General features: G+C 64.1%; 19 protein-coding genes. 4 read left to right on the forward strand and 15 right to left on the reverse strand.

Features of this window, described 5'->3' with window-relative positions:
* Positions 1-6 precede the first annotated feature (6 nt).
* From AX769_RS21940 to AX769_RS21985, 9 genes are all read right to left on the reverse strand, one after another.
* Entirely contained in the window at positions 7-519 is a 513-nt protein-coding gene (locus tag AX769_RS21940) for a DUF4913 domain-containing protein (RefSeq protein ID WP_066284549.1), read from the reverse strand.
* A 2-nt stretch (positions 520-521) separates the two neighbouring features.
* Complete coding sequence (locus AX769_RS21945; RefSeq protein ID WP_066284550.1) at positions 522-2,222, reverse strand: type IV secretory system conjugative DNA transfer family protein; 1,701 nt, start codon at positions 2,220-2,222, stop codon at positions 522-524.
* A complete protein-coding gene (locus tag AX769_RS24405; RefSeq protein ID WP_157887884.1) occupies positions 2,219-2,518 on the reverse strand; it encodes a hypothetical protein in 300 nt (99 codons plus the stop codon). Before AX769_RS24405 ends, AX769_RS21945 begins: the two co-directional genes overlap by 4 nt.
* A gap of 167 nt (positions 2,519-2,685) precedes the next feature.
* Positions 2,686-3,747: a hypothetical protein gene (locus AX769_RS21955; protein WP_239452107.1), complete on the reverse strand. Its 1,062-nt coding sequence runs from the start codon at positions 3,745-3,747 to the stop codon at positions 2,686-2,688.
* A 68-nt stretch (positions 3,748-3,815) separates the two neighbouring features.
* Positions 3,816-5,315: an ATP/GTP-binding protein gene (locus tag AX769_RS21960; RefSeq protein WP_157887885.1), complete on the reverse strand. Its 1,500-nt coding sequence runs from the start codon at positions 5,313-5,315 to the stop codon at positions 3,816-3,818.
* Positions 5,316-5,392: 77 nt separating this feature from the next.
* On the reverse strand, positions 5,393-7,138 hold the full coding sequence (locus AX769_RS21965) for a hypothetical protein (RefSeq protein WP_066284557.1): 1,746 nt from the start codon (positions 7,136-7,138) through the stop codon (positions 5,393-5,395).
* Positions 7,135-8,625 carry a hypothetical protein gene (locus tag AX769_RS21970; RefSeq protein WP_066284558.1) on the reverse strand — a complete coding sequence of 497 codons (1,491 nt, stop codon included), beginning with the start codon at positions 8,623-8,625 and terminating at the stop codon, positions 7,135-7,137. Before AX769_RS21970 ends, AX769_RS21965 begins: the two co-directional genes overlap by 4 nt.
* Positions 8,625-9,725: a pilin gene (locus tag AX769_RS21975; protein ID WP_239452108.1), complete on the reverse strand. Its 1,101-nt coding sequence runs from the start codon at positions 9,723-9,725 to the stop codon at positions 8,625-8,627. Before AX769_RS21975 ends, AX769_RS21970 begins: the two co-directional genes overlap by 1 nt.
* Positions 9,726-9,738: 13 nt before the next feature.
* Entirely contained in the window at positions 9,739-10,959 is a 1,221-nt protein-coding gene (locus AX769_RS21985) for a hypothetical protein (protein ID WP_157887886.1), read from the reverse strand.
* Positions 10,960-11,073: 114 nt separating this feature from the next.
* Between AX769_RS21985 and AX769_RS21990 the strand changes: the two genes are divergently transcribed.
* The 3 genes from AX769_RS21990 (at position 11,074) to AX769_RS22000 (ending at position 12,951) form a co-directional block, all read left to right on the forward strand.
* Positions 11,074-11,385, forward strand: a complete 312-nt coding sequence (locus tag AX769_RS21990; protein WP_066284560.1) for a helix-turn-helix transcriptional regulator — start codon at positions 11,074-11,076, stop codon at positions 11,383-11,385.
* A gap of 119 nt (positions 11,386-11,504) precedes the next feature.
* Complete coding sequence (locus AX769_RS21995; protein WP_157887887.1) at positions 11,505-12,239, forward strand: hypothetical protein; 735 nt, start codon at positions 11,505-11,507, stop codon at positions 12,237-12,239.
* A gap of 1 nt (position 12,240) precedes the next feature.
* Positions 12,241-12,951 (forward strand): hypothetical protein, encoded by a 711-nt coding sequence (locus AX769_RS22000; RefSeq protein ID WP_066284565.1) that lies wholly within the window; start codon positions 12,241-12,243, stop codon positions 12,949-12,951.
* 401 nt (positions 12,952-13,352) lie between these two features.
* On the opposite strand, the gene AX769_RS22005 is transcribed toward AX769_RS22000, so the two are convergent.
* Together AX769_RS22005 and AX769_RS22010 are read right to left on the reverse strand one after the other, a co-directional pair.
* Positions 13,353-13,610 (reverse strand): single-stranded DNA-binding protein, encoded by a 258-nt coding sequence (locus tag AX769_RS22005; RefSeq protein ID WP_066284566.1) that lies wholly within the window; start codon positions 13,608-13,610, stop codon positions 13,353-13,355.
* A 29-nt stretch (positions 13,611-13,639) separates the two neighbouring features.
* Positions 13,640-13,870 carry a glutaredoxin domain-containing protein gene (locus tag AX769_RS22010; protein ID WP_066284567.1) on the reverse strand — a complete coding sequence of 77 codons (231 nt, stop codon included), beginning with the start codon at positions 13,868-13,870 and terminating at the stop codon, positions 13,640-13,642.
* 355 nt (positions 13,871-14,225) lie between these two features.
* Between AX769_RS22010 and AX769_RS22015 the strand changes: the two genes are divergently transcribed.
* Positions 14,226-14,468 carry a hypothetical protein gene (locus AX769_RS22015; protein WP_066284570.1) on the forward strand — a complete coding sequence of 81 codons (243 nt, stop codon included), beginning with the start codon at positions 14,226-14,228 and terminating at the stop codon, positions 14,466-14,468.
* 10 nt (positions 14,469-14,478) lie between these two features.
* Here AX769_RS22015 and AX769_RS22020 read toward each other — a convergent pair.
* From AX769_RS22020 to AX769_RS22035, 4 genes are all read right to left on the reverse strand, one after another.
* A protein-coding gene (locus AX769_RS22020) for an IS3 family transposase (RefSeq protein ID WP_157887888.1) occupies positions 14,479-15,671 on the reverse strand; the annotation gives its coding sequence in 2 pieces (ribosomal slippage) (positions 14,479-15,384 and positions 15,387-15,671; 1,191 coding nt in all).
* Between the two features lie 151 nt (positions 15,672-15,822).
* A complete protein-coding gene (locus AX769_RS24410; protein WP_157887889.1) occupies positions 15,823-16,953 on the reverse strand; it encodes a hypothetical protein in 1,131 nt (376 codons plus the stop codon).
* 285 nt (positions 16,954-17,238) lie between these two features.
* Entirely contained in the window at positions 17,239-17,736 is a 498-nt protein-coding gene (locus tag AX769_RS22030) for a hypothetical protein (RefSeq protein WP_157887890.1), read from the reverse strand.
* Between the two features lie 104 nt (positions 17,737-17,840).
* A complete protein-coding gene (locus tag AX769_RS22035; protein WP_204249319.1) occupies positions 17,841-19,106 on the reverse strand; it encodes an IS110 family transposase in 1,266 nt (421 codons plus the stop codon).
* Between the last annotated feature and the right edge of the window lie 334 nt (positions 19,107-19,440).

The following is a 19,440-nucleotide window of genomic DNA, read 5'->3' on the forward strand; positions in this document are numbered from 1 at the left end:
GTATCCCTATGCCTCCGGGGGCAGGCCGGTTTTAGGTGGCGTCCATTCATCCGGGGGCAGCGTGACCGCAACCGCTTTGCGGTCTTTCTCCCGCATCCGGTTAGCCAGGTGGCCACGCATGGTGTCGCACTCCCGGAAGGGGCCGGTCTGGCCGTCGAAGAGGATTGCTCGATGCCGGTCCCAGTGGTTCAACCACCAATCGGATAGTGCCGCGACGGACTCGCTGGCCTCGACGCTCATCCACGCCAGATACAGCGCCCAGAGCCGGGCGACCACTTCCGGGTGTAGCCACCACTCCGGGCACCACGGCGCACGCTCTCGATCGCCCGAGACCTCCACTGTGTTGAAGTGTTCATCAAACCAGTCGAGGAACGCCGCACGGTAGTCGATCGTCTCGGCCGGCTCGTCTTGGTCGTCGTCGCCGGGATCGGCGCGGAACGGGTCAACTTCCCCGCCCGGGCCGACCGTATAGTCCTCGTCGGCGGCCGGTTCGTCCTCGTAGGTCGGTTCGTCGCTCATGATCAGGCCGCCACCGGCACATGCGCCGGCGTCCCCTCGATCTGAGCTTTGAGGTTCTTATCGCGGAACCATGGGACAGAGCGAAGCATCACGGGCCGGCACTTGGAGTTGAACATGACGACCTGCCATTCCGGGAGGTTGGCGAGCTTGTCGACGTCGAGGGTGTTCACCTGCCTGGTCGACGTGGACGAGGACATTTGGCCGTCCCGGCCGGTGGAGGTGCCGTAGGTGGTCTGGTCGTACTTGCCGATCAGCTCCACCAGGTCGCCGAGGAAGTCGGGGTCCGCGACGCCGCCGCCGTAGACCCGGTTCGCCGCCGCATCCCAGAGGGCCTGCCAGCCGCCGCGGCCGAAGGCCTCGACGCCCTGTGCCTTGGACTGGAAGTAGGCGTTGAGGATGATTCCCATGGAGCCGTAGAACGAGTACAGCGCCGGCAGCTCAGGCCACCGCACGATGTTGGCGCACTCGTCCAGCTCCATCACCAACGGCACCGCCAGCCGACCGTTGTTCCGCTGTGCGGCCCGTTCGGCCTTCTTCCCGATCGCCCGCACAAGCGCGGTCAGGATCGCGCCCCCGGAACCGGCACTGTCTTTCGACAGCAGCACCAACGTGTCTTTGCTCTTGACGAACGCGGCCGGATCGAATCGACGCACGCCGGATTCGTCCTCGCTCACGCTCGTGTCGGTCCAGGCCACCAGGCGGTCATTTTTCAGCGCCGACGCCATGCGACGGGCAGTGCTGAATGTCGACTGCTTCGTTTTCTCGGCGGCGTTCAGCACACCGCCGATCGTCAGCGAGACGCCTTCTAGGCCGTGCTCGTCCAAGATCGCCTGAGCGTCTTTGCCGTAGTTCCCGGCCAGCCACCGGTACACGATCGACAGGCCGAGGCCTTCCACCGCGGCCGCGAGCAAGAAGGCCGACAACAGATCTCGGCCATCCGTGTCGAATTGGGCGTCGCCGCCCTTGTCGGCCTCTCCTCGCGTGGAGGCCTCGAAGATCATGGCCAGCTCGGCGGCGTCTTCCAGCGTCTCAATGTCCGTCAGGGGGTTGTAGATGAAATCGGGTGTTAGCTCATCCCGGTAGATGCGGTTCGGATCGAACAGGTACACAGTGCCGCGGCCCTTCCTGCCGGCAATGACCTCTCGCACCCCGTCGACCTTGTTCGACGTCATGATGCAGGCCCCCGGCGCTTTCAGGCAGTGCCGGATCACGAACGCGCTCGTCTTGCCTCGCCCGGTCCCGAACACGTAGACACCCGTCTCACGCCACCCCTGGTAAACCCAGCGGGCACCGCGGGCCAGCATCCGTCCGATTTCCTGCCCACAGACCATGGCGACTCCGGGGTGCAGCCGCACTGTCTCCGCACCTCGTTCTTTCTCGCGGAGCACCTTGGTTTGGGTTTTCGTGGCCATGTGCGCCAGGGCGACGTTTCCGCGCTTGTTAGCGGCACGCCTGGCCTGCCAGGACAGCAGGACCGTGAAGAGCGCCACGGCGACGACGAGAAAGCCGATCATGAAGACCGGCGCGGACTTCGGCAGGGGTGTTCCGCGCAGCAGCATGTCACCGAGCAACTGCACGGGGTTCCATGGGTAGTCGCCCGGTGAGTGGGAGAAGACCGCTCCCGCGTGGATCGCGAGGTAGACGGCACCGAGCAGCAGCGCGAAGAGGAAGCCGACGAGGACGTTGGTTCTGGCGCTGTTCATGCTGTGATCCTTTCGTTGGTGGTGCTCATCTGGTGCAGGAGTCGGCGCGCGATGCGGGCCTCTTGGTCGTCTCCCGCGAAACGTTCCGCGATTTGTAGGTCGACGCCGAGCATCAGGGCCATTTCAGATGGCATGACGTGGTCGGCGGAGAGCTGTTCGAGGAGCGCGTAGCGTTCCGGCCGTGTTGTGACGTCGTAGGTTTTCGCGAGCCGGTAGGCCTCGTGCAGCCACTCCATGGCTTCGCGGACGTGCTGCACGCTGCCGTCAATGTCCCGGCCCTCGATGCGGTACTTCACGCACACGTCGACAGCGCTGTGTCGACGCAGCTCTCCTCGGTGGGCGGTGAGGGTATCCCCGAGCCACAACCCACAGGTCGTGATGTCGGGGAAGTCCGTCGACGTGATGACCCATTCGTGACCGACGAGGTTCGCGATCGACGTCAGTCGTTCAGAACTGGCCGCGCTCACGAGCTGGCCTGATTGACGTTGAATTTCATGGGCTCGTTTCCCATTGGGTCGACCTCGATGTGGACGTGGTTGCAGGTGTCCGCGAATTGTCGGCTGATGTTGGTGAGCTTCACCGAGTCCCCGTGCGCGGCGCGGCAGTCCGCTTGGCCGGTTCCCGAATCGGCGGCCATGATCGGATCGAGGGTCTTCAGCAGCTTGATTGCGTTTGCGTCGTACCCGTTGGTGACGACGCCGCCGAGGCTGTAGAAGTCGACGGCGTGGCCGCCGCCGTTGACGTAGTGGGCGGACGCGGTTCCGGCGCCGGCGATCTGGCCGGTGCACTTGCGGTTGATGTCGGAGATCCCGATCTTGCCGAACGTCTGATAGGCCACGGTGATGACCTGCAAGATACGGGTGTCGATGCCGCAGTTCGGGACGGTCTGTCCTTCGGCGGTCCACCGAATCTCTTTCAGGTGATCCGGGACCAGCCCCGTGATCGTGCCGTTGTCAATGCCCTTGACCAGGTTCTGGGCGAGGGCCTGCGCGTCGCCCGACACGGAGACGGTCGACGCGCACGCCGCCTGCCCGCCTGTGAGGGCCTGCACGACGGCCTGTGCTGCGGCGAAGTACTTCGTGTAGTGGTTCGGGTCCGCGTTGATCTGGACGGCGTGAGCGGCCAGCGACGGGGCCATGCTCTGCCAGTTCGGGACTTTTAGGAGCCGTTGGAAGAAGAACGCCGCCGCCGTCGTCGGGTCCATCCTTTGGGCCAGGGTGCCCCAGGAGTCCCGCTGCTGGAACAGGCCCCGAGAGTCGGGGCCGGCCTTATCGCCGTACGTGATGTTCTCTAGCGTCGACTCGCCCATAGCCGTCATCACGCCAATCTCTTGCCCTTGCGTGTTCACGCCCAGGGCAGCCCCGGCGTTCATGATCGCGGTCGCGTTCACGAGCTGGTCGCCCGAGTACCCATCGATCGCAGTGTGAGCCGAGGCGGTCTGCACGTTCACGGCCGTGGCCGCGCACGCCGACGACGTTTGCGGGCCGCCGCCACCGATCAGCGCCGCACCCGCGAACAGGAACACGAGAAGCACCACCACGAGGGTGCCGCTAATCCACTTGTTCATCGTCTCTCCCCTGAATCCCGACGCGCTTACGCGGTGGCCGCGCCGGCCTCCATGGCCTCGTCCGTGTCCGTCACTTCCGCCTCCCACCGCGAGCGAATGTGCTGCATGTGCGTTTCCGGGTTGGAGCCGAATTTGAAGACGCAGTTACCGGGACGGAGGTTCATCAGGACCTCTTGGGTGTCGGGGGCGAAGTTGAAGGTCTGGGTGACCCAGCGGGCGTCCTCGTCGCGGTCCTGCCGGTAGGCGTAGATCGTCTGTGCCTCCTGTACGACGGTGTAACCGGGCGAGTCCGGGGGGATGTCGGTGCCCTTATGCATCACGAACACGTTCGAGATCCCCAACGACCGGGAGAGCTTTTGGTTGGACTTCACGAGGCGGGACGACGGTCCGCCGATCATGTGCCAGCCCTCTTCGTAGACCACGTTCGTGATGAAGCCGCGCTCCTGGCGAAGCCGCCCCATCAGCCACATGTTGCCGATCGCCATCACGGTCGGCACGGCCGGCCCATCGTCGGGCAGCTGGGAGACGTCGAACGTCGTCAGCTTCTGCGACAGGTCAACGTCTCTGGACGTCTCTCCGTCGAAGGTGCCGGCGAAATCCTCGAGAAGGTCATCCAGCGCGTACTGGATCGTCAACCCGGCCTGGTGAAACCGGTCAGCGGCCTTCTTCGACAGCTCCTTATCGGCGGGCACGCGTCCGAGGAACGGCAGCAGGTCCGAGGGGGTCGGCACCCGGCCGTCCTCAAACGACGCAAACGCTAGTTGCAGGGCGTACCTGGTTGCCTTCCGCTCCCAGACGCTCGACGGGGTGTCGTCCCGCACAATGCGCGCCACGGCGTTCACGAGCGCCCCCTGCCCTCGGAGGCCCGTCCCGCGGACAATCTCCGGGTCGAGGAGATTCAGGCGCGTGCCCGACCCGTCCGGGTTGAACAGCAGATGCGTTCCGCCCATGCGCTGCACGACGCCGGTGTACTCACCGACGCCGCCCTGGTCCTTCTTGTCGAACACGACCGCACGATGCTTGTTCAGCAGCAGCGGCCGAATGACCATCACCGTCTTCGTGAACGATGACTTGCCGGCACCGACTGTGCCGAGGATGAGGACGTTCGGACTCGTCAGCTCGCGGGGCTGCTGGTTGTAGGCAGTCGGGGCATCATGGCTGATCGACGTCGAGGAGAGGTTGTCTCGCCCATTGACGACACCGCGGAACGACGTCGGAGCGCCGATGATTCCGGTGTTCAGAATCTCGGCCTGACGAGTCGTGGTTGGAGCGCCAGAAATCGTGGGCGCGTACCAACCCCGGGATGCCGACCCGGCCGAGACGCGCAGGCGCGACCCCGGCAGCTCGAACGGGGACACGTCCACCGCCCGCGCCACAGGCACGGCCGCCGCCGGGGGAACGTCGCTCTGGGCCTCGTTCTCCTCGCCTGTAATCGCCGGGGCCAGAGCTTCCGGGGGCACGAAGATGCGCAGCAGCGGGACGCTCGCCAGGCGAGGCTTCCGCTTTGCTTGTACCGCCGTGCGCACACCGCGGCGCGTCCCCTCGACCGGCGCCTGTGAGGTGGTGTCGTCCTGCTCGGCAGGCAGAGAGAAGCTTCGCTTCCTCATGAGAGTGCTTCTTTCTCGCTGCGGCCGGCGAGGCGGCCGATCGCGCGGGTTGCCAGAGACGGGGTGTCGGGGCGCAGACCCCGGCCGATGGGCCAGGTCGTGCCGGAGGCGGCGGCTTGGAAGGAGTCTTGCCAGTCGAGGAAGTCGATCCCGAGGCCCGTGGCGCAGGCCTCTTCGAGCTGGCGGGACGCCTGGGCGAGGTCTTCCCTCGTGGGCGCCGAAATGGTGATGTATCCGACCCAGGACGCGCCGTGATGGTGCGAGCCCGCCTCGAGGTCCTTCGCCCGCCGCTGTGCGGCGGACATGCGAGTGGTCGAGTCGTCGGAGACGAGGCGGCCCTTCTGCCGGTCCGCGACGACCCCGGCCATGTCCCTGACGACGTCGGCCCGGGCGGCGGCTTTCGCTTGCCCGGCTGGGATGAGGTGCATGTGGAACGAGACCGAGCGGACGAACGTCAGCTCACGTCCCACGAGAAGGTCGAGCACCCACAGCGGGGACCGGCCGGCGACGGCGAGGTTCTCGCCGTGGATCGCCGCGGTGCGGTGCCACCAGGTGACCCCGGGAGCGTTGTTGATCGGGTCGCCGCGGCGCAGGATCGTCGGGTCGTATGAGTCCACGACGTGCGCCGAGAACTCGTCGTGCGACGCCAACCCGACGTCCCGGAGCGGGTTCACCGGGCCGGCGAGGTCGATCGGCATGTTCGGGTTCTGCTGGTGACGGATAACCGCCACGGTCTGCTTCGCCGTCAGCGGCCGGACCGACCCCATGCGAGCGTCGACCAGCCCGCGAACAGTCGCCGCAATCTGGTCCGCCATGAGGGCGCGCCAAGCGTCCCGGCCGGCACCGAACTTCGCCGCCGCGTCGGTGAATTTCTGAGTCAGCGGCCAGGACACCACGACGTAGTGCCGCTGGACCATGGCGTCTTCCGAGGTTTTCTGGATGACCTCGCTGTAGGACCGCTTCTGCGCCTCATAGGACGCCAGACGGATCGCGTGTAGAGCGCGCTCTTCCTCAGTCGGGTTGTCACCGAGGACGGGCGCGGACTCCATGCGTTCCAGCACCCACCGGTCCTGCATGGCGGTGTCGGGCGGGAGAACGCGGGTGAGGGTCTGCACGTCGCTGATCAGCGACGCGGGCGACGCCCGGCGTGCCAGGAACCGGCCCCAGCCGGCGGCGGCACGGGTGAGAGCCCCGGCCGTTTCCATGCCCCGAATCTGACCGGAGACGGCGAACGCGACCGACAGGTAGGGCTGCTGCCCGACTGGGGCGTGCCAAGCGATACCGGGCGTTTTGGAGCTGTACTGCAGCCAGCCCATGCCGTCCGACCCGTCCGGGTTGGCCCGCATTTGGCCTAGGAGGCGAGTGGTTTCGGCCTGCTCCTTCTTCGTGGCGGTCGCCGCCTGCTTCTGCAGGCGGTCCCACTCAGCGTCATCGAACGGCACGAACACGTCGGTACCGAGGCGCTGCCTCGACTTCCAGCGCGCCCGCTTCGTGCGGCGCTGCAAGATCGTCCCGCGGTGCGTCGTAGCCGTGACAAGCATCGTCACACCAACACCGGCCGCCGCGATGAACAGCACCGGCAGTCCACCGCCGAAGGCGACGCCGATCATGCCGCCGCCGATGAAGACCGTCAGGGCGATGATCCGCGGCCGTGAGGCCGTACCGCCAAAGAACGACCGGTGTCCCGCCTCCCCGCCGAGGTAGCGGACGTAGGGCGGTTCCTTGGTCTCGGTGTCGCTCACGTGTGGTCCTTCCCGTACTGCTCTTCGTGGTCCTCAACGGGCTCCACGGCGGCGGCCCCAACGGAGTCACCGATCTTCTTGGACGTGTCAAAGCCGGCCTTCGCGCCGGCCACGATCATGGTTGGGACGCCGATCGCGGCACCCGCGCCTGTAGCGCTCTCCGCGGCCCCAGCGGCCATTGCGCCGCCCTCTGCCGCCCCGGCACCGGCACTCGCGGCACTCGCACCGGCACCGACTTTCGCGCCCTCAGCGGCCGTCTCAGCGCCGCTAGAGGCCGAAGCTGCCTTGCTGCCCGCGGAGGTCGATTCGGCGGCCGAACCGCCGTCGTCAGCGGTCGAGCTGGACGCGGACGCCTTCGAGCCCGCAGAGCTACCCCCGCCGCCACCGGAACCCGAGCCGTACCCCGAGCCGGAATCGATCTTGGCGTCGGCCTCTTGCATCGAGTTCGACCCGATCTGAGGCCCAACAGGAGCACCGCCACCGCCACCCATGGGGATAATCGGAGCGAACTTCGTCAGCAGCACAGGCGACAAGCCCGCAAGGATCAGCGACAGGATCGACACCACCAGGGTGACGGTCCGTTCCAGGGTCGGGGTTTTGGAGAAGACGTCGACGCTGGACGAGACCATGCTGTACGCGATTGCGAGCATGAAGAACAGCAGGGGGTGGGACGCCAGGATGCCGAACCAGAGGTAGGCAATCTTGGAGCCGAACTTCCGCTTGGACTTGTCGATGATCCACACAAACCCCAGCGGGAAGAGGATTCCCGAGAAGTAGAGGGTGATGAGCTGCACGATCAGGATCAGGACGACGATCAGTAGGCCGATGATCATGAAAAACATGAGCAGCGCCCCGACGATCGCTCCCCCGGCCAGGCCTTCGCCGTTGTCCGTCGCGGAGAGCATCTTGGAGAACTTGTCCACGATTGTTTGCGACGACGAGTTGATTCCCCACGAAATGAGGGAGTCCGACAGCGCGCCGAAGAACTTCACCAGGAACGACCCCAGGAGTGGCCCGAAGGCTGCACCGATGAGAAACAGGGGCGCGTAGAGCCCAAGAGATTCGCCCAAGTCGCGGCCGGACTGCTGGCCGCGAGCAGTTCGCACAACTTGGGGAATGATGAGCGCCACCATGACGAAAATCGCCAAGGCGAACGAAACCTTGTAGGCGTTAATGAACCAGGTTGCCGTCAGGTCCGGCAGGGTGGCTTTCGTGATAGCCGGCATCACAGTGTCGGAAAGGCTCTTCGCGCCCTTCTGCAACATGTTGAAGGTGTTCCCGGCCGGGTCCGACCAGAAGTTAGCAATATCCGTTGCGGTATTTACCGCATTACCGGCCGCGTCCTTCACTCCGTTTACGGCGTCACCAACAGCGCCCGCGGCACCCTTCACCGCGCCGATCGCACCCTTTGCGCCGCAAATCAGAGCACCCGATGTGCACTGGCTTCCGTCACCGCTCGCAGCGGCAAGAATGACTCCCCCGGACATCAGCAGCCCCCCGTGTATCGGGTGCCGCCGTTGGCGAGCTTTGTCTGGTCCACGTTGATTCCCGAAGCGATATGCCAGGCACCCTTCTCCCAGACCATCGTGTAGCCAGCGACCGCGACCTGCGTGGGGCTCAGCGCCCCGTTGATCACGTAGCCCGCAGCGAGGTTCACACTGACTCGATCGGGCGTCGAGGACTCGCCCACTTGCCAGATGCCGTTGGTGGTGGAGACGTGGAAAGGCGTCCCGTCCGGCACGATTCCACCGGTCGGGTTCTTGATCGACTCGTACTGGGCAGCCACGTTCGCAAAGGCCGGAGGGGCCGACGCGGACATAACTGCCGCACTAACCGCTTTCGCGTCCGCCTGCGACGGATACGGCGACTGCCACAGCCACCGGTAGAAGGCGGTGGCGACTTCGACCGCACCGTACGTCGTGTGGTGCGCAGCTCTCTGCGCGGCGAGCACCATAGCTGGGTCCCTCTCCTGCCCGCCGAGGCAACCCGTCGGTGCAGCGTCGTCTTCGTTGTCGCCGCTACCGGAGTCGCCCCCAGTCGGAATCGACGTGGGGACGGCAGCGGGGGCGCTGTTGGTGCTAATCGCTGTGGGTTGGTTGTCGCCGCGGTTGGTCGCGTAGGCGAGGCCGCCACCCACCGCGACGACGACGGCGGCGGCCCCGATGACGATGGGCCAGCGGGACCTGCCGGATGCTGAGTACATGCGCATGGTGCTTCTCCCCTGAGAAGGTCGGTGTTCGGTGGGTTGGCTGCCGAAGGCGAGGATTGCGCCGACGACGAGAGCAAGTGCCGCGAGGACGCCGAGTGAGATGCCGGCCCAGAGGGCTTTCTTCCGGCCCACGGCGTGCGCCTGAGGGTTGGGGTTGACCTCCCCGGAGGCGCCGGCCATGCCGACGATCCCGATTACGAGGTAGACGATCGAAATCAGGATGCCGATGCCCCAGATCGCGGTGATGGCTTTCTGCCAGAGCTGGGTGAACTTCGTTCCACCGAACGAGAAGTCGGGCACGAGACCATCGAGGGGGTTCTCGATAGCGGTAGCGAGCTGGTGGGTGTGCAGGGCGGTTGTTGCGAGCAGATCAAGCATGAGTGGTGGTCTTTCAGCGCTTGGTGGAGACGATGGTTTGGAGCGAGCGGACGACGCCTGCGGCCGCGGCGGCCAGGGAGTCTCGAGTGGCCGGCGTGAGTTTGCCTACGGTGAGCTGGCCGCGCTCGGCAATGTGTGCGTCGTAGGGCACCTCGTGCAGCTGCGTGACCCCAGCGTCGTGAAGGAGGCGCGCGACCTCTTCAGCCACGGCGGGGCTTTCCGGGCGGCCGTCTTTCAGGCGGACGGCAATCGCGTTGGCCGCGAGGGCTCTCGCGTGCTCGCTTCCGTTCCGCAGCTCTTCGAGGACCTCGATCGCTTGCAGCACCGAGTCCCCGGAGTTCATGACGGGGATGACCAAGATGTCAGCAACCGAGACGGCCCCCTGGAACGCGGGCGACGTCGGGACGTTGCCCGAGTCCATGACCTCAATGCCGTAGAACTCCCCGATCTTGTCGGAGACCTTCACAACGTCCTCCCCGGCCAGAACGGCCCGGGAGCCGACCGTGCCGAAGACGGTCGCGAACGAGGTTTGCGGAACGCCGTAACCGGCAAGCTGGCCGGCGCTCGTGATCGTGTCGACGTCGCGCACCAACTCCCCCAGACCCAGAGACGGGTTGCCCTCCGCACGGAAGTTCAGGGCTCCGGGGTCGTCGGAGACTTCCCAGATCGCGACCGAACCGCCCTTGATCGCGGCGATAACCCCGCCGAGAAGGATCGACAGCGGCGTCTTGCCCGTGCCGTCCTTCTTGTTCGCCAAGAGGATGCGGACGTGACGCGTCCACGTGGCCTGACGAATGATCGTCTCGTTGGCCAGGCAGCGAGCCTTGTGCTCATGCTCAGCCAGCTCAGCCGGGCTTGGAGCGAGACGCAGGAGTCCTCGCAGGCCCTTAGTCGACTTCGTGGGTGCCGCCGACGTCGACGTGAGGCCGGACGCCGCTCCCCCGAAGAGCACGGAGAGGCTCTCGTCGCGCGAACGCTCCACCGGAGCTTCTGCGGGCGTCTTCGGAGCCGGGGGCACCGCCGCTAGCACGGGCTCAGGACGTGCCGGCGCGCCCAGGGGGCGGGCCGGGCTCTTCGGCATTGGTGGCAGTTTCGGAAGACCCTCAGTCGGGGCGTCGGTCTTCGCCCGACGCCCTAGCTGAGGCGCAACGGACGTCGTGTCTTCCTCGATGTAGTCGCCGGCGCGCGCGGCACCACCAAAGACGGCGTCGTTCCCCTCGTTTGTCTCGCTCATGGGATATCCCTTCATGCTCTTCGAGCTGGTTGATCGAGCTATTTACTAAGTCTTGCTATTTACTAGGAATTAGCAAGCAGCTGGAGCGGAGAGAGGTCCCCGTAAAGTGAGGACATGCCCGACCGGTCTGCCGATTCCGGCGTGAGTCTCGACGAGGCCTGCGCCGCTATCGCCGCGACGCCGGCCCGCTTGCAGACGCTTCGCCTCGTGATGAACTCGGCCGAGGTCACCGCGAAAGACGTCATGGATGCCCTCACGCTGTCTCGAAGCGCGGCCGGCTACCACCTGGCCGCCCTGGTTGAGGCGGGCTTGATTCACGAACGCCGAGCAACCCACCCGCGCGGCAGCGGCCCCGTCATCTACTGGGCAGCTGACGTCACTGCCATCCACGCCGTCCGTGACACCCTTTTCCAACATCTCTCTTGACCCCCTCTATGGGTGCCAAGAATAAGCACTACCTACGACAATTTATGAATTCTGTGTACCCTGTCCCCTGAAACGCGGACAACAGAAACGACCCGAAAAACCCAGTGGAAGGAACGCCCTTGTCGGTCGCGGCAACAGCGTTTAAGCACTGGCTGAGCACTGTCGATTTGCCGACTGGTGCTTTCCCCCTGGCCCGAGCGATCGGACTGAACCGCACGACTGTGCAGGCGCAGCTCCTCCGTGGGCGCGTCCGCGAGCCGGTTGTCGTCGCCGCCGCCCGAGCGGTCGGCGTCGAGCCCGTTACGGCGCTGTCGACCTTCGACGAGTATGCGGAGCTGGGACGGCAGATGAAGCCGCCGCTCCCCATCGAGGTCCTATCCCAAATCACGCTTGCCGACGCCACAATCGAGCTTCTGAGTCGCAGAAATCCCACCTACGCCGAAGCGATCGCGCCAGTTCGCGTCTGGGAAGACCCGCCCCAGCCCGATGGCCTGCGTGCGTGGCTGGATGCTGTAGATCCGGGTCATATCCGGCGAGAGCTAGCGGAGCGAATCGGCATCGCACCGCCGAACCTCTCAGCTCAGATCACAGCCAACAAGATGAGGCCCCGTCACCTCGTTGAGGCTGCACGGATCGCCAACACGTCTTTGACGAGTGGGCTTGCCGTAGGTGGGGTGATTACGCTGGCAGAGGCCGGCTGGCCTGAAGGTGCGCGAGACCACGCGCTAACCCACCTCTCACCAGTGGCTCTCAATGACCTCGTGCAGGCTCGACTGGCAAGCGCGCAGCGCGGCGCCCGACGCCTCGCAGCAGATAGCGCCGAGGCACACCGAATCGAAGAAACGCTGGGTTGACATGCTTATCGGATACCTCATCGTCGTGATCCTCGCGGCACTGGCACTCACCCGCGTCCCCTCCGCCGTCCGCGGTCGCAACGTCCTCATCAGCCTGTCCGCTGCTGCCATCGTCATCGCCTTCGGGCTGATCACCCCGAACGTGTACCGCAACCTCGATCGGCTCTCTCCGGTCCCGAACATTGTCGACCTCGTCGCGAAGCTCATCCTCTTCACGGGCCTGCTCCTGGCAGGAACGCAGGTTGCTCGGGCGTGGGATGCCCCCGACACCCAACGGCGTATCTCTGGACGCGTAGGCACCGTCGTGTTCCTGGCGGTCTTCGTCGTCGAGGTCGTCATCTTCGCCGTGGTCCACGATGCCGGCCGAGCCGTCGACCTCGCCAACAATCTCTCGAGCCCTCTCGTTCGCGTGTACTCCACGCTCGCCACGGCCTACCCCGCCTACATCGCGGGTCTTCTTCTCCCCCACGTCCGCAAAGGCCTGTCCTCGACTCAGCGCAGCACCGGAGCGACGTCGATCTTTCTGTTCGTCGGGTTCATCCTGGCTATCGCCCGCTTCGCCCTGGGCCTTGTGACCCTCTTCGCACCGGACACGTACTACGTCGGGCAGGTGGTCAGTGGCGTGGCAGCCATCTTCGTAGCCCTCGGACTCGCCACGGCATTTTTCGCCCGTGTGGGCCGCCAGCGGCGCGCACAGCAGCAGTTCAACTAGGCCGCTGGCGCTGGACTTGGTTCGATCGGCTAAGTAGCCGACACGCCGCCCTGGCTACTCGCCTTAACCATTGGGCCAGAGTTAAGTTGCGGCATGGCCCCCAGACGCCGCCCTCGTGGCACCCTGGGGTCTTGGTAGTAACGGTACAGAATTGAACGCTAGGCCGATTAACGGAGCCCTGGGACAGGACCGATACCATTTAGTGGCAACCAAGAAAATACTCCTGAACAGCAATTTCCTGCTGCTTTCAAACTCGCTACCTGACCCTGACCACCACCTCCGGCTCAGCGAAACAGACCGGCGCCATTCAGCCGCGACCCGTGCCGCTTAGGCCAGAAAATCCAGTAAAGAGCTACGGACCAGAGACTCCTGGAGGCTTAGCGTTCAATCCTGGTCCGTTACTACCAAGACCCCTTGGTGTGCTCGCGTCCAATGACGATCACCGGGTCTCCCTTGTGGAGGGTCGCCGCGGTGTTCTCGCCCAGCTCGAACTTGGCTTCCACGAAGTGGGTCGTGGGGGTGTCGTGCTCGATGTACTTCCCGCTGCGGTACTCCCCCGTGTTCTCGATGACGCGGAACTTGGTGATGTTGATGCTGCCTGCCTTGATGACCTCGGGGTCGGCGGCGAGGTTCCCGGTGATAGTGCGTGGTGTTGACATAGTGTTTCTCGTTCTCTTTGGGGGTTCGTTCAGGCGGCGATGGTGGCGATTTTGTCGGGCCGGAATCCGGCCCACTCGTCGGTGTCGGTGACGACGATGGGGGCTTGCATGAGCCCGCGCGCTTTGAACTGCTCGACGGTCTCTCCGGGCACTTCTTCGAGGTTGACGACCTGGTACGTGACGCCCTTGTAGTCGAGTGCTCGGTACGTCGCGGTGCACTGGACGCAACTGCTCTTGCTACAGACGGTGACGGTGCTCATGACTGTTAGACCCCTCCCGATCAACCGTTTTTCTTTGCCTTCCGGCATGGGGACCAAGTGGGAGCGGGAGCGACGGTGACCACGGACCGTGGAATACCTCTAATGGTTTTCGGCCGGCCAGCGGCTCGGCTGCCAGGCTGGCATCGACCTGCGGCGGTGTGACCCGTGGAATACCTGTCCCGCTAATGCGGTGGCTTTGGTCCGACCTGTCCACTGCCGAAGGCCGGTGCTGGTACTGGCTGTTTCAGTGGCCTAATAGAAGGTTGTCCGCCCCTCTTGGAGGTGGCGTGGCTCACTAGAGGTCGGCCCTGCGACACCTCCTCTGGCACGCCGCCGCCACCAGGAAGGAACTGGGTTGAGCACTCTCACCGTCCGCTATGAACACGTCGTCGGGGTCGATACGCACGCCCGGACGCATACCTACGCCATTGTCGAAAGTGCCACCGGTGCCCTCGTCGCAACCGAGACATTCCCGAATACGTCGGCCGGTCAGAAACGGGCGCTGACCTGGATAGAGCGGCGCATCCGCGGGGAGTTCCTGGCCGCGGTCGAATGCGTGAGCACCTACGGCGCAAGGGTCTGCTGCACGTTTAGGTGACAGGTTGTAGTCACGCAGCCGGGACGGCTGGCGTGTTCATGATTGTCTCGTATTCGACCGGGGTCAACCGGCCCAGGGACGCCTGTCGGCGGCGTCGGTGGTAGGTCCGCTCGATCCAGTTCACGATCGCGATGCGGAGTTGCTCGCGGGTGGTCCAGGAGTGTCGGTTGAGGACGTTTTTCTGCAGCAGGCTGAAGAAGGATTCCATCGCGGCGTTGTCGCCGCAGGACGCCACCCGCCCCATCGATCCGACCAGGCCGTGGCCGGTCAGGGCGCGGACGAACTTCTTGCTCCGAAATTGAGATCCTCGGTCGGAATGGACGATGCAACCGGCGACGTTTCCGCGCATGGCGATGGCGTTGTTCAGGGCGTTCACGGCCAGGCGGGACTTCATCCTCGAGTCGATGGAGTAGCCGACGATCTTGTTCGCGAAGACGTCTTTGATGGCGCAGAGATAAAGCTTGCCCTCGGCGGTTTTGTGTTCCGTGATGTCGGTCAAACAGAGCTGGCCCTGCCTGTCGGCGGTGAACTCGTGCCGGATGCGGCCCTTCTCATCGGTGACGGTGCAGTGATCGTCGTGGACCGCGGGGCCGGGCCGTTTGCCGTTCCTGGCCCGCTTTTTCCCGAAGGCACTCCACCAGGAGTTGTCTCGGCAGATTCTCCACGCCGTCCGGTCGGACATCGCCATGCCGGCGGCACGGGCTTCGTCGGCGAGGAGGCGGTGACCGAATTCGGGGTCGTCACGGTGGGCGTCGAACAACGCGTCCGCACGGTATGCCCCGGCCACGTCCCTTGCCGTCACGGGGTCAGCCAGCCACCGGTAGTAGGGCTGGCGAGAGAGCTTCAAAACCCGACACGTCACCGTCACAGGGATCCCTGAGGCGGTGAGCTCCGTCACGAGCGGGTAGAACCTTTTCCCGGCAGGTTCGCCTGCGACAGATACGCTGCTGCCCGCCGTAACACCTCGTTCTCCTGCTCGAGCAGCCGGATCCGTTTCCGCGCCTCACGAAGCTCCGCCTGTTCGGAGCGGGACTGACCAGGTTTCGCTCCCTCGTCGATCGCGGCGCGCTGCAGCCAGGTTTGCAAGGTCATCGGGTGGACTCCGAAGTCTTTCGCGATCTGCTCGATCGTCACTCCGGGCTCGCGGTTCTTCGCAACGCGCACGACGTCGTCACGGAACTCCGCAGGGTAGGGCTTAGGCACGAGAACATCCTTCCAGGCCCACCCTCACGGGCAAGCCAGATCAGATGTCACCTAACCGTGCAGCAGACCCAGTCACGCGTTCCTTTAAAGCGCCGTCCAAGATTCGAGCCAGTCTCCCTGGTCGAGTCACAATCTCATCGTAAAAGTGGCTTTAGCAGTTTGGATCGGGGGTCAAACCTGGATTGAACATGTGGAATTTAAAGTAGTGACAGACGGTTAGAGCTGGCTCATACCAACCCTCCGAATAAGGTGAACCCGTATTCGCGACAATCATTCCCTGGGCGGTTGCATAAACATACTGGTTGTAACTCGCCGGAACCGAAGCGGGGGCCCACACGGGGCCGCCGCTGTCGCCTGGAGTGAATGCCGGAGTACCGTTGATTTGGCTCGCCTTGACTAGTCCACCAATGCTCTGTCCGTCGTAGCTGGCCGTCTGGCCCGTTGACTGGATGAGAACGTTGCAGACGTTTTCATCTGTCTGTCCGCTGTTGCAGACTCGCAATCCCACAGTGTCGACCGTCGCGACCCTGTAGACGATCAAGTCAGTCGCCTTGCTCGGGTTATAAGGGCTTACTGGATCAGCCCAGAAAGAGTTCTCGTCCGAGTCCGAGCCTTGAAGGGAAATAATTTCCGCGTCGGTAGATCCACTAAAAACCTTGTGTGTGATCGGACCCAAGTCAGTGCCGTTCTGCGTCCATTCTCCCGAGCCACAATGGCCTGCGGTCGGCACCACGTAGTCTCCGCTACTCGCAGTCGGTTCGGGCGAAAACCAGCCCGGGAACCAGCTGGTGCAAGTAGTCGTGGTCGTAATCCCACCGCTCGTGACAAACTTCTTGATGGAATCGCCGCCGTTCCAGGGATCGCTGTCCTCGTATCGAGACGTAGAAGGAAAGGCACTCTGAGACGTGGACGAAACGGATACAGCAGAACCGTAGCGAGTCTGAATTTCCGCCGCGGCCGCGTCAGAGTAGTTCGTAAGCCAAACTTTCACGGTATTTGATTGGACATCGGGGCCCCACGACGACAAGCCGACTCCCTGACTTGACCAATAGGCCTTGTCCGACGTGATCGCGTCGGTGAGCGATTTCAGCTCGGACTGAGCATGCTGTACCTGGCGGAAGGCGATCGGTATGGAGTTCACTGAATAATCGCCGATCAAGTTGATTTCGTTGGCGAGATCCGCGCTGACCATCGAGGTTTCCACGAGTGTGGGGGCTCCAGCGATTTCGATCTCGAGGCCATCTGACGTGACCTGAGAACCGGCGTAGTTTGCCTGCTGCATGAACGCCGGAATTATCCCATCAGCTAGAGCCCCAACTGCCGAATTCGCCATGCCGCCGGCGAGGAAGTCAATGGGGCCTGCTGACGCTGAGGACGCGTGGCCAGAGATCGTCGAAGCAGCCGCAATTAGAGCCAGAGCTGAACCGCCCGCGATCCAGCTGCGTCGCGAGCAATGAGTGCTTGAGTGCCGAAGAATCATTTAAGTCCCCACCTCCGAGCCCGCTTGGCCCTCGGCATTAGGGTAACTCTTAGAATCCCTTAATGGTGAGATTCGGTCGTTTCCATCTCAGAAGAAGTGACCGTGGCTCCAGCCTTCTGCGACCGGAGCGTGGAGAAGTGACTTGTCTCCTAGAGAAGGGTTGAGCTTGATTTCCCCGACCGCTGTGACCAACGAACTCCCGCAGGACGACTCATGCTTCGTCGTACTGAGCATGAAAAGTTCGAGGCCCTTGCTTGTGTCGACGATGTGGTAGCCGGCCGGAAAAACACAACTACTGTCGCCCGCGACGAACTGAACAGTCAACGTGCCCTTGTCAGGCGATAATTGGACAAACTTCCAAGGCATAGAGGTGAGCCCACGGGCTGCCTGCGCGGAAAGTTGATGTTCCTTATTGGCTTGGCTGCTCGAAACGCTCAGGTCGGGCTTGAGCGGGTCAACTGTGAGCCCCGCCGCACGTGGCGTGAAAATGAGCAGCGCAACAATGCCAAGGAGAATAACGGCCAGGGCTAAGAGGATTATCACTGGCCGTGGCCGAGCGAACGGTGTCGTGCCGGTGGTGGCCATTTCGCTCCTTAAGGGTTGAGCGGTGGTACCCGAATAACTATCCATGGTACCGCCAAGGAGCCCATTCATGGTCGAGTCCCGCATAGTGGATGCTCCTATTGCTGTCAAGGCGTGGCGGGTGGGGTGATTTGGTCGAGGGCGGCGTGGGCTTGGTGTTCGAGGGTGGTGTCGCCCCGGGTCCCGATTTCGAGGCGGCGGAGCTTTTGGTAGGGGACGCCGAGGGTCGCGGCGAGGACCGTGATCGGGATGCCGAGGGCTTGGCGGCGGGCGCGGAGCGCGACGCCGGCTGGTGCGTCCGGGCTCGGGTGGGTGAGGGTGTGGAAGACCTCGTTCGCGATGTGTCGTTTCAGGCAGCGGATGATGTCGCGGTCGGAGAGGCCCTCGGCTCGGCGGCGATCGAAGTACTCGGCTGTTCGGGGTTCACGGTGTCGCATTCTGAGGAGCACGATGCGGTGCAGGGCGCTGTTCGCTTGCCGGTTCCCTCCCCGGGAGAGACGGTGGCGGATCCGTTGCCCCGACGACGCGGGGATCGGTGCGGCACCGCAGAGAGACGCGAACGCAGCTTTGGATGTGAGTCTTTCGGGGTTGTCTCCGGCGGCGGTCAGCAGGGTCGCCGCGACGACGACGCCGACACCGCTGAGGGCGAGAAGGGCAGGGTTCACGACCCGGATGAGGGCATCGAGGTGGATGTCGATGATGGCCAGCTCGTCGTGGAGGGCCGTGTGACGGGCCGCGAGCCGCTTGAGCGTCTGGCGAGTGATCGCGTCGGGATCGTCCCCGGGGGCGGGGCGTGTTCGAGTGAGGATAGTCACGAGCCGCGTCTTGTCCAATGCGCGGTAGTCCTGCCTGACCCGGTCGGGTGCGGTGATGAGGAGGCTGTGGATTTGGTTCATGGTTTGGGACCTGGCCTTGACGGCGGAGTGTCGTTCGGCCATGAGGATCCGGATGGACTCGATCGTTCCGTCGCCGGATTTCGGTGTCGACGTGTGTGTGTCGGCGATGACTCCCAGGGCGGCTTGGTGGGCGTCGATCGGGTCGGACTTGCCTTTGAGGCGGCGATGTTGCCTGTTGGGGCGGGCGATCTCTCTGACGATGATTCCGGCCGCGTCGAGCGCGCGCGCGATTCCGGCACCATACGAGCCGGTTCCTTCGACGCCGACACGTTCGACGGTCCCGTGTCCTTTGAAGAACGCGACGATCTCCGCGTATGCCGTCGGTGTCGTGTCGAACTGCCGGTCCGTGATGGGACGTCCTGTCGCGTCGACGATCGCGACGTGATGGGTGCTCTTGTGGGTATCGATCCCGCCGAAGAACGCCACTGGCGACTTCGAGGGGTTGGCTGTGTCGGGTGGTGCTGTCATGCTCGTCATGGACGAATTCCCTTCCGTTGATGAGTGAATAGTCATCGCGGGCTGGGCGGGGCAGACAGCACAAAGGTGAGACGACTTCCCGGTCAGGCTCCTATCAAGTCATGTCCTGCCCGGCACCGCGAAAGCGGCCCGGAAACGTGGACAAATCCACCTAAAGACAACCCGTAAGGGCGTCAGTGTAAAAAGCGAGTCACACGCTCCCGGACACCCATCCATCATCTCTGTGTAGCTGATCGGTGGTCGTGAGCGTCGTTGCTGACGTGAAGACGGCCACCGTGTGATTTTTCGAGGAAACTCTCACATCCCACTCAAAAGGCATCAACACCTCTCACAT

This window comes from Frondihabitans sp. PAMC 28766, assembly GCF_001577365.1.
GTDB lineage: Bacteria > Actinomycetota > Actinomycetes > Actinomycetales > Microbacteriaceae > Frondihabitans.